The sequence below is a fragment of the Providencia sp. UF-224 genome (assembly GCF_058245955.1).
The window spans coordinates 131,502-145,938 of the sequence record NZ_JBSICC010000004.1 but is presented as its reverse complement, the minus strand read 5'-3'; the positions used below and the strand labels follow the sequence as shown (position 1 = coordinate 145,938).

Sequence of the window (14,437 nt, the reverse complement as noted above, 5' to 3'; positions counted from 1 at the left end):
ATAAGGAAGAAGATATGAACAACTTACCCCTACCTGACAGCTTCTTTTTACATGAACTCGCAAATATTGCGGGGAAAATCTCTCTCGATTATTACCGCACTAATGAGCTCAGTGTGGTTGAAAACAAGCCAAAGGCTAATTATCGTTTTGACCCCGTCACGCAAGCAGACAAGCTGGCTGAGAAAGCAATGCGCGAACACATCACCCAAACCTATCCAACTCACTCTATTATGGGTGAAGAGTATGGCATTACGGGGGAAGGCGATATTCAGTGGGTGCTCGACCCGATAGATGGCACTCGCCCTTTTCTCTGCGGCATCCCCCTTTGGGCTAACTTAATTGGCCTAACGGAACACGGAAAAGCGGTGATGGGTATCATGAGCCAACCTTTTATTGGGGAACGCTTTTGGGCAGATCAACATGGCAGTTGGACGAGTAGTCCACATGGGCATTTTCGTTTAGCCACTCGAAAAAACGTTAAATTAGAACATGCTATATTACATACGACATCTCCAGAGCCAATATCCGCTCGGCCTGATATTCACTTTAAGGCACTTGATGAACGTGTTTTAATGACGCGTTATGGGGGAGAATGTTATGGAATGGCCATGCTCGCAGCAGGAAGAATTGATATTTGTGTCGAATTCGCACTGGAACCTTATGATATTGTTCCATTAATCCCTATTATAGAGCAAGCGGGTGGAATGGTCACCACACTTGAAGGAAGGCGCGCAGAATCAGGTGGAGCTGTCGTCGCAACGGGTTGCCCAATCCTTCATGAGCGCGTTCTGGCTATCTTAAATTCAGGTAGTTAATTTATCATTTAAAAAAGTATTATAAAAAATGCAATCTACTCAACAACTCAATGCGAATATTCACTTAGCGCCTGCAAAAAGGGAGCAAGTATCTACGCGCATTATCTTTTTTATTGCTGGTTTTGTTACCGCAGCTTGGGCTGCTATCGTTCCCTATGTCAAAGTCAATACAGGGGCGAATGATGCAACACTTGGTATGTTACTACTTTGCTTTGGTGGTGGTGCGCTTGTAGCCATGCCAGTGACAGGTGCGTTAGCCGCCAAGTATGGTTGTCGTCGCTTGATGGTTATTGCAACCATTGGTTTTTGCTTGCTTTTCCCTGTTTTATCGTCACTTTCTAGCATCAGTTTTTTGATTGCAGGCTTATTGTTGTTCGGTATTTTTATTGGTCTGACTGACTGTGCAATGAATGTGCAAGCCGTGATTGTCGAAAAGTCCTCGGACAAACCCATTATGTCAGGCTTTCACGGGTTCTACAGTGTGGGGGGAATTGCCGGTGCTGGCACCATGAGCTTAGTTCTGCTCTTAGGGGTATCAGCCACTTTAGCGTCTATTTTTGTGTCCGTTATTGCGTTAGTTTTATTAGCCATCTGCTATAACGGTTTAATTACTTATGCAAATGCCCCAACAGGCCCACTGATTGCCATTCCCAAAGGGATTGTTTTGGTGATTGGTATTGTCTGTTTTGCGGTGTTCCTAGCGGAAGGCGCCGTGCTGGATTGGGGTGCCGTATTCTTAATCGAGCACCACGGTCTCAAAGAAACGCTAGGTGGTCTTGGCTTTGCGGCTTTCGCGACAACAATGACCATTGGCCGATTATTAGGCGATAAAATTGTGATGCGAGTAGGCTCTGCTCGCGTGGTCTTTTTAGGCGCGTTGCTGGCTTGCCTTGGTTTTGTCATCGCGGTTCTTTCCCCTTCTCTAGTCCTTGCCATTGTTGGTTTCGCATTAGTGGGTGCGGGTTCATCGAATATCGTTCCCGTGATGTTTTCTGCGGTTGGCAAACAGAACACAATGCCAGAAGCCTTGGCTGTGCCTGCGATTTCAACATTGGGTTACTTAGGGATCTTAGCGGGACCTGCGGTCATTGGCTTTGTGGCTTTCCAATTAACGTTAGCGACTGCACTTTTAATGATTTCCGTATTATTAGTGTTTATTGCATTCGTTACCCGTTTTATTCGCGTTTAATTTCATCAACATCATAAGGTTGCATTTTATTAGCAACCTTATGATTATCGAATAGCTATAATTCAATAGTCCCACTAATGCAGTTGATCACATCTCCTGCAATCCAAATACCCTCATCATCCGCACTCACATACACTCGCCCTTCGCCATATACACACTGCCCTTGGCCAACAATGTATTGCTTTGGCAACTTCCCTTGAGGGATCAACCACTGCGCTGCACCTGCGTTAAAGCTCCCTGTCACAGGGTCTTCTACTGCACTTGTGCCACAAAAAACCCTTACTTCGAGCTGCTTATCTTTACCCTCAGGATAAATTGCGCACAGGCCAATATCATAGCCCTTAAGTTGAAAATAGTCGGGTTTAATACTCAATAATTTATCGACCGATTTGAGCTGGATCCCCATCCAATTAGGGCCATTTGCGACCCAATTACTGTCTACAACATCGTTTTCCGTAATACCCAGTCCTTTAAACACCTTTAGTTTGTCACTTTGCTCAATTTCACCACTACGAATAAGCGGTGGCGCCTTAAATGCCAATCGGTCACTCACCTTTTTAAGCGAAATTAACCCTGCTTTACACTCTTGAACTATCGATGTTTTCTGCTGCTGCCCGTAAGTTTGTTGCCACACAAAACAACTTCCCAAAGTTGGGTGTCCTGCAAAAGGTAACTCACCTTCCACCGTAAAAATTCGCACTCGGTAGTCTGCTTCTGGTGTTGTTGGCTGTAGTAGAAAAACGGTTTCGCTTAAATTGGTCCATTTTGCGAATTTACTCATTTGAGCATCCGTCAGGTTATCAGCCCCTACGACAACAGCCAGTGGGTTGCCATCTAATTTTGTTGCTGAAAAAACATTCACTTGCTCAAAAATATACTTCATTTTTCCCTCTAAATTGTGACTTCATATATTTACTATAGGAATAATAATGCGCTAACCAATAATGTTTGTGTATATAAATGTCATAACACATTAAGATAGTCATTGTAATTGATATTCTTAGACAGGTAACCCATGGATTTGACAACGAAAAAAACGATTATTATCGTGGGCGCAGGTTTTGTTGGCACCACTCTTGCGTGGTATTTATCCAAGCATACAAATCAACGCGTTATTTTATTAGACAAAAACCATGCTGGCCAAGGTGTTACCCAACACGCATTTGCTTGGCTAAACGTATCTTACGGCCGCCCTGATGCGTATAGCCTGCTTCGTAAGCAAGCACTCGCCGAATGGCGTTCTCTCGACGAATACACGCAAGGCCAGTTAAATATCCAATGGTCTGGTGCAATTAGTTGGCAAGATAGCGAAGCAGCGACAGCATCATTTATTGATGACCATCAGAAAAATAATTTTAATGTCAAGGCGTTAGATAAAGATGCATTACAGGAAATGGAGCCAAATTTGCGGTCGCTCCCAACCCTTGCTGCTTTTTGCCCTGATGAGGGAAGTATAGATCCTGTTTACGGTACACAAACGCTGCTGAAACTGGCTATTGAGCAAGGCGTTACCTACTTACCCGAACACGAAGTGCTTTCCCTCATCCAAGAAGGTCGCCGAATTTTAGGTGTCATATCCAATCACGGCACATTTTTAGCCGATCAAACAGTGATTACCGCTGGCGTTGATGCCACCACACTCATCGGTTCAGTTGGTGTCGAGCTCCCAGTTAGCGCTTCACCGTCCATTATTGTGCACATTAATGCTCCAAATGGCGAACAATTGGTGCAACACATCATATCAACCCCAGAAATGGAACTACGCCCTGTTTCTGCAAGCAAAATACTGTGTGCTGAAGATTACATTAGTGATAAACCGGAACACAGTGCAGACTGTATCGCACAAAACGCCCTTACCGTTATCAAAAATTCATTTATAGGTAGTGATACGTTAAATCTTGAAAAAGCTTTCATCGGAATGAGACCTATGCCTAAAGATGAGATGCCAATTGTCGGAAAAGTTGCTGATTTCGAAGGTTTATATATTATCAGTATGCACGCTGCGATTACACTAGCGCCGTTGATATGCCAATTGGCTCAAGATGAAATTTTGCATGGAATAGAACAAGCTACACTTAGCCCATATCGATTAACTCGTTTTGCATCAGGTAACTGACAAATGAATATTCCGTTGTACTATTTAAGACATTATCAATCGATTGAAAAAACGTTTTGGACATCTATTTGTGAACATAGTATCCAGATTGCACAACATACAATTTGTTATTTAACGCCACTTAACTCGCCGGCGTTTAACTTCATCTATTTGCAACCTGACTCTACTAGCCACGCATTTATGCAGGCTCACAACCTGTTTGTTTCGCAGAAGAAAAATCATACGTTAGTGATCCCTGAAGAAATGCTCCCTCAGGTGGTTAATGAAGCTGAATCATTAGGGTATAAACGTGACAGTGTCACGACTGCTATGGCGTTAACTTTAGCGAAGCAAAATGAAGTTGCACTACCTGATAACCAAGTGGATATTGTTTTAGCCAACCATGATTTGTCATTGTGGGCAAAGCCACTGGTTTCTGCATTCTACCTGTCTGAAGAACACGATCAGGTTATCCAGGAATATGTGCGTTATCATGAAGATGCACTACAGCAAGGCGCTCCCCAGTTTCACCTTGTGTTACTCGTCAATGGTGAACCCGCAACCTCCATGACAGTCACAATTGAAGGAACCCTTGCGCGTTTTGATGATATTGGTACCGAACCTCGTCACCAAGGTCATGGCTATGCTTCGCAACTCATTGATTATGCGCTAGCATTTTGCCGCCAGCAAGGTGTCGAGCACTGTTTCTTAGATGCATCTGAAGCTGGGTTTGATTTATACAAAAAATTTGGTTTTGAACCCTTATTCCGCTATATCAATTATGTCTGGTGTAAATAATTTACGTCACTGGCGTTATTTGCACGATATCCCTGAATTGGAACCATTAATTGCACAATGGTTCCTGCAGGAGTGGCCTTCTCACTATGGCTATTCAGGTAATGGCGATGTTTGGCAAGATATTGCTGCATATCGCCAGCGCGCAGGGGTTGGTATGGGGATCGTCGCCTTTGAAAACAATCAACCCTGTGGTTTTATTGCGCTGAAAAGTGAACGTTTTTTACCAAATAATCCCGCATTCCCATGGGTTGGTGCCGCTTTTGTTATTCCTGAGAAACGCAATCAAGGTCTTGGACAATATTTATTTGAACAACTTGAGTTGATTATTGATAAACGGCAATACCCCCATATTTTCTGTGCGACTACCGTGGCGGATAGTTTACTCATCCGCTGTGGGTGGCAATTATCAGCGCCATTAAGTCGACCATCTCTGCGTATTTATCACAAATATATCTGACAGTTAGCATATGAAAATTAATATTATTGGTACCAGCGGCAGTGGTAAAAGCACACTCTGTCGGCGACTTGCATTACTGCTAAACGTACCAGCTATTGAGTTGGATAGCCTATATTGGCTAGCAAATTGGCAAGGTTCTACTGATGAGGCGCTTAACCAAAAGCTCAATACAGCATTAACTGATGCTGTATCTGGGTGGGTGCTTGATGGAAACTACACGCGGACACAACCCATCAAATGGAAAGATGTCGATATGGTTATTTGGTTGGATTATTCGTTGCCTCGAACCTTATACCAATCTGTTGTGCGTACGGTGTCTCGCATTCGTTCAGGGCAAGAGCTGTGGGAAAATACGGGTAATAAAGAAAGCTGGAAAAATTCCTTTTTCAGTCGTAATTCGATTATTTTGTGGTTACTGAAGACTTACTATCCAAATAAGGAAAGAAACCTAAAACATATGGCAAATATCAACTTACGCCATATTCAATTCGTTCGACTTACATCACCAAAAGAAATGCATTTATTTTTACAGCAGATGAAAGCGCAGGTTGCGGCTAAAGGATAAGTTTATTTATGGTGGTGAAAGATAATCTCAGTAGCCATAAAGGCTACCGAGATACAATGGCTTAGTCACTAAATTTCATCACATGCCGTTTTCAGCATGGCGGTTTGTTGGTATTTTTCAATCCCTAATTCAATTAAGCGGCTGATTAGCTGTTGGTATGTCATACCGCCTTGTTGCCACAGTTTTGGATACATACTGATATTCGTGAAACCAGGCAATGTATTGATTTCGTTAATAACTACATCATTATTTTCTGTTAGAAAGACATCAACACGGGACATACCGCTACAATTTAATGCACGGTATGCAGATAATGCTATCTCACGGATCTTGTCACTTACCGCTTCATCTAACTGTGCTGGTGCCACAACAGAAGCACCATTTTCATCAATATACTTGGTGTGGTATGCATAAAAGCTATCGTGCAGAACGATTTCACCACAAGGGCTGGCAAGCGGCTCGTCGTTACCCAATACCGCACACTCAATCTCACGCCCTTTTACTGCGCTTTCAATCAGAACTTTAGTATCGAATAAGAAAGCAAAGTCTAATGCAGCTTCAAATTCTGATGCATTATTAACTTTGCTGATCCCAACCGACGAGCCTTGGTTAGCAGGTTTAATAAACAGTGGTAAGCCTAGGAGAGCGACTGTTGCTTCATATTCTGTTGTCGCACGTTGATTCTTGAGTACGGTAATAAATGGGGCAATATTTAAGCCTGCATCTCTAAGTAATCGTTTAGTTACGTCTTTATCCATACAGGCCGACGAACCTAACACTCCCGGACCCACAAACGGTAAATTCGCCATACGCAATAAACCTTGTAATGAGCCATCCTCACCTAAGTTACCGTGAACAATAGGGAAAATAACATCAATTTGTGGCAATGGTTTTGCATCTTCTAGGGAGATAAATTGTTCGTGGGTTCTTCCCGGAACAAGTGCAATACTACGTTTGGGTGTATTGAGTGCAATGCGAGATGGGTCGTCCCCATGTATCAGAAAATCGGCTTCATTATATTCGTGCCATTGACCTTCTTTATTGATACCGAAAAGGCATACATCAAACTTATGCCTATCGAGGCCATTTATAATATTTTTAGCTGATTGCAGAGAAACTTCATGCTCTGTCGATTTCCCACCAAAAATTACACCTACCCGTACTTTGCTCATTATCTGCTCCAACGTAAGACACCATACCTAGCAGAGAAATATAGCACGCACGGAGAAAGTTATGTCATAAAATCTTTATATTACAGTGAAGTTCGCTGTATTAATGAACAATCATTAGATTTTTGATGAAAACCCTATCTGTTATTAATGTAATCAATACTGATATTGATTTGCTCAATCAGCCAATCTGCAAAAATTGCGGCTGCACGGTGTGTTTCGAGGGGCTTTGGCGAAAGTAAATAATACGCTGAACCATCGGGAATAAAGCCCCCCGAGGGCTGAAGCTGCCCAGATTGAATTTCATCGATTACCATAAGAAATGATGCTAACGCTGTACCTTGCCCCGCCAATGCCGCTTGAATACATAAATAGAAGTGTTCATAAGTCACATATTTGCAGCCTGTTAAATCCACCCCGCTTTTCTGCTGCCATGTTTTCCATGCATCAGGACGCGATACACTTACCAATAGTGGTAGCATCATCGAACCACCTGAACGCAGTGATACTGCCCCCATTTGCTCTGAACATACCTTCATGGCATGTATTTGCCCGCCCCATGAAAAATCATTACGCCTTAGTGCGAGATCAACGTGTGTCTTCGCAAAATCAATGACACCTCCAGCCGCAACAAGATGAACCGTAATGTGGGGATATCGTTGATAAAAGTCGGTTAAACGCGGGATTAACCACTTCATGGCAATCGTTGGCTCACAAGACAAGCTCACCACATCGGGTGCTGCGTTTGTTTTTATCTGCTCAACCACTTCGCTTAACTGCTCAAACATCCCACGGGTCGTCTGTAGAAGCAGTTGGCCTTCTGGTGTTAAAAAAACGGCACGATTTCGCCGCTCAAACAATTCCACGCCAAGGTGCTCTTCCAATAGGCGAATTTGCCGGCTGATTGCGCTGTGCGTGACGTTCAATTCTTGTGCGGCTTTAACAAAGCTGCCTGCTTTAGCTGCGATATCAAAGAAGCGTAATGTCGATAACGGAGGTAGTTTCATATAGGTAACGAAAAGTAACAGGTTTAAGTCAGAATAAATCGCTTTTTAACTTCATGCAATCTATTGATAATAAAAATATTAAATAGTTCAGAATAATCATAACCATAGCCATTACTGTCAGTTTTTATAACTCTTTAGGATGCTTAAATGAATGAAATTCTTGCGGTAGCAACGATTACAATCCTTGCCGTAATTAGCCCAGGGCCTGACTTTGCGATGGTGACTCGGCAAAGCTACACCTATGGCATAAAAACGGGTTTATTATGCGCATTAGGCATTGCAATTGGCGTCCAAGTGCATGTGTTCTACACCATTTTTGGTATCACGCTAATAATTATGAGCTCAAGTACATTATTTTTAGCGGTTAAGTTAATGGGCGTTTTTTATTTGGTTTATATCGGTATTAAGTCATTTATTAATAAAACTAAAAATAGGCACTGATAGCACAACTTCGCAGCCAATTTCACATTTTAACGCATTCAAAATAGGCTTTTTAACCAATGCGCTTAACCCAAAAACGATGTTTTTCGTCGTTTCTGTCTACAGCCAAGTTATTCAAGCTGGAAATTCAACTTGGCTCAACCTTGGCTATGGGGTGTTTATCTCATTGGTGCACTTAATTTGGTTTAGCTTAATCGCGTTATTTTTCGCCTCCCCCTCAGTACGCAATAAGGTACTGAGTTATCAAGCCGTAATGGATAAAATTATCGGAGCATTACTCATAATATTGGGGCTATCCCTATTATTCTTTAATGTGAATTAGACCTTATCAATGACCTGATAATATTCATTTACCATTTGAGCCAATTCAATCACATCTTTTGGAATATTTAAGTCAGTTAATTGTTGAAAAGACACCCAACTAAATGGCGAAAAAGGTGGCTGTTCTGGTGCCGTTAATTCGCATAAATACACCATATCAATATGCCAATGGTCGCCTTTTTTCTTATCCGCAATGAATTCTTTGAGGATAGCCATGGGCAATGGTAATGATTGAGTATGAGATGAATTGGCAACTAAGGTCTTAAAGGGGTAACCACAGCTAAGAATTTTGCAAGATAACCCAGTTTCCTCTAGTACCTCACGGTATAACGCCTCTTGGGGTTCTTCATTTTCTTCAATATGCCCACCCGGTGGTAACCAGAAACCCAGTTTGGGATGTTCATGGAGCAGAAACTCACCTTTTTCATTACGGATCATTGCGGTAGCCGTAAAGTGTTTTATCTCATGACTCATACAATAATAACTCTTTTCAATATTTAACAACGCGATGCTTTCCAGTCATATGGCATCAGCTCAGCAAGTGTCACTTGGGTATTCTCATCTACACCAACGAGCGTTTTTTTATTTTGCTCTGATAACTGGCTCAATAGCTCACGACAACGCCCACAAGGCGGTACAATGCAACCCGATGCATCAACAGCGACAATCGCCTTGATGACTGAACGCCCTTCTTTTAGCATGTCAGCAACCGCCGCGTGCTCTGCACAAAACCCCAACGAGCATGCGGAATCGATACTCACACCGCTATAAATTTTGCCGTCATCTGTTTCTAACGCTGCAGCAACATGCCCGCTCTCTACGTATCCATTAAATGTCGCTGGCTTTGCATATTGTTTCGCAATATCAACGAGATGTTTTAACATAATTACCCTCTCTTCATGCTAATTGAATACCTTAATTAAACGCTAACATAATAAAAACTATTAATATTATTGTGCTCTACTCTAAATCTATCATATACAATATGACTGATTTTATGGTTTCTAACGCCGCCGCGAGGTCCTCATATGGAACCGTACTTACCGCAACACGTATCGCTTGGGGAACAGCAATTGAAGTGGAATAAGACCCAGCGCTGCTGACTGCAACATTATGTTTACTGAGCTGACTAACAACCGCTTCAGAACGTAAACCTTCAGGTAATGGAACCCAAATAAAATAGCTATTTGGATGTGCTATGTAAGGAAAGTCACCAAAAATCTGCCTGACTATTTTTTGCCTATTTTTTGCGTCTTGACGTTTATTGCGTTCTATTTTTGCCACTTCGCCTTTCACTAGCCAATCACAAATAATTGCAGTTGTTAATGCTGGTGTATTCCATGTGGTTATACGTATTATTTTCTCAATATTATCAATATATTGCTTAGGTGATAAAACAATTCCTACTCGTAACCCTGTCGCCACATTTTTGGAGAAACCCGCAATGTAAAAGGTTCTTTCTGGGGCTAACATGGCCAACGGAGTAATGACAGGTCGGTGTAAAAATGCATACGAACCATCTTCAATTAGCAAAAAATCATGTTTTTTCGCCATGCCCGACAATATTTTTCGCGAGGATAGTGGCATGACCCAGCCCAGCGGGTTATGCAGAGTCGGCATGGTGTAATACGCGCGAACTTTTCGATTCTGGCAAAGTAAATCTAACGCGTTTAGATCGGGCCCGTCATTTAATGCTGGAATAGCCACTAGATCAATGTGATACAGTTTGGCTAATGCTTTAAACCCTGGATAGGTTAAGGCATCTACCGCCACAATATCCCCCGGACTAAACATACCTAAAACAATCGTTGCTAAACCATGCTGCGCTCCGCTTACAAAAGTGAGTGTTTCAGGTGATACATTACTAAACCCTTGTTGCATTAAATAGTTAGCGGCTATTACCCGCTCATGATGCCTACCCGTATGCTGCTGGTAATAGAGAATTCCCTCTAAATCCCCCCCAACCGCCAATTCCCTTAATGACTCTCGCAGTATTTTTGTTTGTTCCTTAGCGATGGGGTAACTGAAATTTAAATCTAACATTTCCGGCACAACATCATGTTGAATGCTTAATGTGGGTAATAATTGAATGTCTCGAACAAACGTCCCTCGCCCCGTTTCCCCGCTCACTAAACCTTTATCAATCAGCTCACGGTAAACCCGAGATGCCGTGACTAATGAAATCCCCTCTTGCTTGGCAAAGATTCTATGTGGCGCTAAGCGAGTACCAGGTTTTAGCTCACTGCTGATTATTTTTTCAGCAATTTTATCAACGTACTTTTGGTAACGAGGCTGTGACATGAAATTGTACCTATGACAATTTTTTGATTGTCATGATTATCTACATTAATTTTCTCTTACTCAAGGCGCTTATTTATCAATTTTAAGGAAACCTATGGAACAAACAATTACAACACTGCCTAATACAACACGAGGGTGGGTCAATGGCTTTATTGGTGTTGTCATCTTTAGTGGTTCTTTACCTGCAACAAAAATTGCCATTGAAGGGTTTTCGCCGGATTTTTTAACCGCTGCTCGTGCCGTAATTGCAGGTATGCTTTCATTAATTATTTTTCTTTTTTTACGCCAAAAGATACCGCATAAAACACATTTTATCCCATTGCTCATTGTCGCCATTGGCGGAGTGATTGGTTTTCCGCTTCTGTCTGCCCTTGCTTTGCAATATGTCAGTTCCGCGCATTCCATTGTATTCATAGGATTGCTTCCCCTCGCAACTGCATTTTTTGCTGTTTTACGAGCTCGCGAGCGGCCTCGCAAACTGTTTTGGTTATTTTCTGTAATAGGAAGTTTATTTGTAATCGGCTTCGCATTGTTTCAAGGTGGCAAAAGCACACTTGTTGGCGATTTATATATGATAGCCGCGATACTTCTATGTGGGCTTGGTTATGCTGAAGGTGCTGTTTTATCCAAAAAATTAGGTAGTTGGCAGGTTATTTGCTGGGCTTTAGTGATCTCATTACCCATTATGCTACTGCTGTGTGCGTTCTTATGGCCAGACAACCTCTCAAACGTACCAACAAAAGCATGGTTAGGCTTAGTGTATGTTTCGCTCTTTAGTATGCTAATCGGTTTCTTTTTTTGGTATCGAGGTCTTGCTGAAGGGGGTATTGCCGGTGTAGGTCAATTACAACTATTACAACCATTTATTGCTTTGCTCCTTTCTGCTTGGTTGCTCAATGAAACCGTTAATGCATTTATGATTGCATCAACCTGTGGGGTTATTTTTTGTGTCGCTGCCTCAAAAAAATTCGCCCGCTAGAATTGAAGTTCAAAGCAAGCACTCAAAGCGCGATCGCGATAGGAAATTACTTTATTATTTATCGCTACGAATGAATTAAATAGGAACAAACTATGCCCTCCTCTTTAGCGGATTATAAACAACAAATCATGCACTTTAGTGAGGGTGACCCAAATGAAAACCCGTGGGTGAAAGGAAAGTCCGCTCCTAGTCAAATTCAGGTTGTACCTTATGACCCGAAATGGGCTGCACTTTATCAACAGCAACAAAAACATATTTGTTCAGCACTACAAGATAAAGCACTTAAAATTTCCCATGTAGGGTCGACAGCTGTTCCTAACTTAGCGGCCAAACCGATTATCGATATAGACCTGATTGTGGCAGATCCAGCAGACGAAAAAAGCTATATTCCAATCCTTGAAGAGCTTGGCTTTGAGCTTACTGTACGTGAGCCCTCTTGGTATCAGCATCGCATGCTTAAATTGCGCGATCCACAAGTGAATTTACACATTTTTGCTCCTAATTGCCCTGAACATTTTCGCCATTCACTGTTTCGTGATTGGTTAATTGAGCACCCCTGCGATAGAGAAAAATATGCAAATGCTAAATTAGCTGCTGTAGTAGATGCCAGCAATATCAAAGAATATAACGATAACAAAAATGCGGTGATTAGAGATATTTATCATCGGATTTTTACGCAACTAGATACTCTACTACCCAATTTACTGTTACGAGAGAGCTAAAAACATGCGTTTTGTCATTGTAACTGAGCAGGATACTCAATTAATTGAACAAATTAGCCATGCATTGAACCAAGAGTGGGCTGATTTAACACCATGGGCCGACATAGGTCTGATAAAACAAAGATTGCTTGAACGAAGCATGGCCGAGAAGCCGCAAATTCTCTCTTGTTTTATCGACAACGATGGTCAATTACTGGCAACTGCCAGCACAATTCGCCATGAACTCCCGGATGTTCAACAAACGACTTGGTGGTTAGGGGAAGTCTTAACGGTACCATCTGCTCGAGGAAAAAAGATAGGAAGCCAGCTTATAGAGGTGCTTTATCAGCACTATCGCCAATTCACAAACGAAAGCCTTTACCTATACACTCCAGATATGCAGGCGCTTTATCGAAAAATGGGATGGCAAGACGTGGAGCCGCGCGAAGTAAATGATGAGCTAGTGACAGTGATGAAGCGTTAAAATGGTATTGTTCATTAGGCATTGAGACAGATAAAAAAATAGCCAGTAACTCACTGGCTATTTAATATTTGAATGTTTTTTCTTTTAGGCGGTTAACGCTAATTTTGCCCCAAACATTAAGAACACTGCCCCAATACAGCTATTGGATAATTTTGACAGTTTCTTGTTGTGTTTTACCATGTTTGTCACTGCCACTGCGCCGAAAATCAATAATGATAAATAAATCATGCTGCACGTTTCTAAAATCACACCAAGAATAAAGAATGGTACACCTGCACTTGGGTATGCAGGGTCGATAAACTGTATAAAAAACGATACATAAAAAATAATCATTTTAGGGTTTAGAAGACTCAAAAAGACTGCTTTTTTATAAGTCCCTTTGGTTTCTAAAATTATACTATCAACATCATGTGCACCTTCTTTTTTGTGCAACACGCTATACAGTGTTTTTATTCCTAAATAAAATAAATAAGCCGCACCTGCGTATTTAATCACACTAAAAAAGATTGGTGATGTTTTGACTAATGAAGCAACACCAAGAAAGGATAGGAAAATCAATATAGCATCCCCTGTAAACACCCCTAATGCGGCTTTATAACCATTTTTTACACCATACTTTGCACTGCTAGTTAAAACAAATAAAGAATTAGGGCCTGGTACCAGTGTAATAAAAATCACACCGATAAGATAAGTCCATAAGTTTGTAATACCGAGATTTTCAAGCATAGGAAACCCGCTAACTCAATAAAAGTTATAACAAAAAATTCACATTAATTCCTGATAGTGATTATGATACAGGTTTTATTTTTTTATAAAAGATATCACTAGATAATATATCAATATATGGATTTATATTCTTATTTTTTATAAGGTGCCAGTTGATGCGCTTTGTCTTGAGTTGCAATTTCAGAATTAAAATTCACTCGAAACCACTAAGTCAGTAGCAAACTAAAAACACCACACCTAATAGAGTTATATTCTAACAAAAACACAAAAACAAGCATTACACGGAGGTTTTAAATTAAAAAGGTTGATGGTGATTTGATTCTCATTTCGCGTTATAACATAAGAGCTTATTAGTGCCCCAAACAGGGTAACAAACAACAATAATAATT

General features: G+C 41.4%; 16 protein-coding genes and 1 pseudogene. 10 read left to right on the top strand and 7 right to left on the bottom strand.

Going from position 1 to position 14,437, the window contains the following annotated elements; translation table 11 throughout:
* Nucleotides 1-14: 14 nt before the first annotated feature.
* The gene (locus AC4IFO_RS06040; protein WP_490732664.1) at nucleotides 15-815 is read left to right on the top strand and encodes an inositol monophosphatase family protein; all 801 of its coding nucleotides are present in this window, start codon (nucleotides 15-17) and stop codon (nucleotides 813-815) included.
* A 28-nt stretch (nucleotides 816-843) separates the two neighbouring features.
* A complete protein-coding gene (locus AC4IFO_RS06035; protein WP_490732662.1) occupies nucleotides 844-2,004 on the top strand; it encodes an MFS transporter in 1,161 nt (386 codons plus the stop codon).
* Between the two features lie 55 nt (nucleotides 2,005-2,059).
* Here the strand turns inward: AC4IFO_RS06035 and AC4IFO_RS06030 are convergent, their stop codons facing one another.
* On the bottom strand, nucleotides 2,060-2,887 hold the full coding sequence (locus AC4IFO_RS06030) for a PhzF family phenazine biosynthesis protein (protein WP_490732660.1): 828 nt from the start codon (nucleotides 2,885-2,887) through the stop codon (nucleotides 2,060-2,062).
* Between the two features lie 132 nt (nucleotides 2,888-3,019).
* Here AC4IFO_RS06030 and AC4IFO_RS06025 point away from each other — a divergent pair, with 132 nt between their 5' ends.
* The 4 genes from AC4IFO_RS06025 to AC4IFO_RS06010 are packed head-to-tail and all read left to right on the top strand — an operon-like array spanning nucleotide 3,020 to nucleotide 5,919.
* Nucleotides 3,020-4,120 (top strand): NAD(P)/FAD-dependent oxidoreductase, encoded by a 1,101-nt coding sequence (locus tag AC4IFO_RS06025; RefSeq protein WP_490732658.1) that lies wholly within the window; start codon nucleotides 3,020-3,022, stop codon nucleotides 4,118-4,120.
* Nucleotides 4,121-4,123: 3 nt separating this feature from the next.
* Nucleotides 4,124-4,897: a GNAT family N-acetyltransferase gene (locus tag AC4IFO_RS06020; protein WP_490732656.1), complete on the top strand. Its 774-nt coding sequence runs from the start codon at nucleotides 4,124-4,126 to the stop codon at nucleotides 4,895-4,897.
* Nucleotides 4,881-5,354, top strand: coding sequence for a GNAT family N-acetyltransferase (locus AC4IFO_RS06015; protein WP_490732654.1), 474 nt, complete (start codon nucleotides 4,881-4,883; stop codon nucleotides 5,352-5,354). The genes AC4IFO_RS06020 and AC4IFO_RS06015 overlap by 17 nt, the downstream gene beginning before the upstream one ends.
* Nucleotides 5,355-5,364: 10 nt before the next feature.
* Nucleotides 5,365-5,919, top strand: coding sequence for a P-loop NTPase family protein (locus AC4IFO_RS06010; protein ID WP_490732652.1), 555 nt, complete (start codon nucleotides 5,365-5,367; stop codon nucleotides 5,917-5,919).
* Between the two features lie 68 nt (nucleotides 5,920-5,987).
* Here the strand turns inward: AC4IFO_RS06010 and ddlA are convergent, their stop codons facing one another.
* Together ddlA and AC4IFO_RS06000 are read right to left on the bottom strand one after the other, a co-directional pair.
* A complete protein-coding gene (gene ddlA, locus AC4IFO_RS06005; protein ID WP_490732650.1) occupies nucleotides 5,988-7,091 on the bottom strand; it encodes a D-alanine--D-alanine ligase in 1,104 nt (367 codons plus the stop codon).
* A gap of 134 nt (nucleotides 7,092-7,225) precedes the next feature.
* A complete protein-coding gene (locus AC4IFO_RS06000; protein ID WP_490732648.1) occupies nucleotides 7,226-8,095 on the bottom strand; it encodes a LysR family transcriptional regulator in 870 nt (289 codons plus the stop codon).
* A gap of 147 nt (nucleotides 8,096-8,242) precedes the next feature.
* On the opposite strand from AC4IFO_RS06000, the pseudogene AC4IFO_RS05995 reads away from it, so the two are divergent.
* Nucleotides 8,243-8,858, top strand: a pseudogene (locus AC4IFO_RS05995) (LysE family translocator).
* Here the strand turns inward: AC4IFO_RS05995 and AC4IFO_RS05990 are convergent.
* The 3 genes from AC4IFO_RS05990 to AC4IFO_RS05980 form a co-directional block, all read right to left on the bottom strand.
* A complete protein-coding gene (locus AC4IFO_RS05990; RefSeq protein ID WP_490732646.1) occupies nucleotides 8,855-9,331 on the bottom strand; it encodes an NUDIX hydrolase in 477 nt (158 codons plus the stop codon). The pseudogene AC4IFO_RS05995 and the gene AC4IFO_RS05990 sit on opposite strands and share 4 nt — an antisense overlap.
* 23 nt (nucleotides 9,332-9,354) lie before the next feature.
* Nucleotides 9,355-9,741: a cytidine deaminase family protein gene (locus tag AC4IFO_RS05985; RefSeq protein WP_490732644.1), complete on the bottom strand. Its 387-nt coding sequence runs from the start codon at nucleotides 9,739-9,741 to the stop codon at nucleotides 9,355-9,357.
* Between the two features lie 76 nt (nucleotides 9,742-9,817).
* The gene (locus tag AC4IFO_RS05980; protein WP_490732642.1) at nucleotides 9,818-11,158 is read right to left on the bottom strand and encodes an aminotransferase-like domain-containing protein; all 1,341 of its coding nucleotides are present in this window, start codon (nucleotides 11,156-11,158) and stop codon (nucleotides 9,818-9,820) included.
* Nucleotides 11,159-11,252: 94 nt separating this feature from the next.
* Between AC4IFO_RS05980 and AC4IFO_RS05975 the strand changes: the two genes are divergently transcribed.
* The 3 genes from AC4IFO_RS05975 to AC4IFO_RS05965 all read left to right on the top strand — a co-directional run bounded on the left by AC4IFO_RS05975 (nucleotide 11,253) and on the right by AC4IFO_RS05965 (nucleotide 13,322).
* On the top strand, nucleotides 11,253-12,137 hold the full coding sequence (locus AC4IFO_RS05975) for a DMT family transporter (protein ID WP_490732640.1): 885 nt from the start codon (nucleotides 11,253-11,255) through the stop codon (nucleotides 12,135-12,137).
* Nucleotides 12,138-12,229: 92 nt separating this feature from the next.
* Nucleotides 12,230-12,859 carry a GrpB family protein gene (locus AC4IFO_RS05970; RefSeq protein ID WP_490732638.1) on the top strand — a complete coding sequence of 210 codons (630 nt, stop codon included), beginning with the start codon at nucleotides 12,230-12,232 and terminating at the stop codon, nucleotides 12,857-12,859.
* Between the two features lie 4 nt (nucleotides 12,860-12,863).
* Complete coding sequence (locus tag AC4IFO_RS05965; RefSeq protein WP_490732636.1) at nucleotides 12,864-13,322, top strand: GNAT family N-acetyltransferase; 459 nt, start codon at nucleotides 12,864-12,866, stop codon at nucleotides 13,320-13,322.
* Nucleotides 13,323-13,406: 84 nt separating this feature from the next.
* On the opposite strand, the gene leuE is transcribed toward AC4IFO_RS05965, so the two are convergent.
* Nucleotides 13,407-14,048, bottom strand: coding sequence for a leucine efflux protein LeuE (gene leuE, locus AC4IFO_RS05960; RefSeq protein WP_490732634.1), 642 nt, complete (start codon nucleotides 14,046-14,048; stop codon nucleotides 13,407-13,409).
* Nucleotides 14,049-14,437 lie beyond the last annotated feature (389 nt).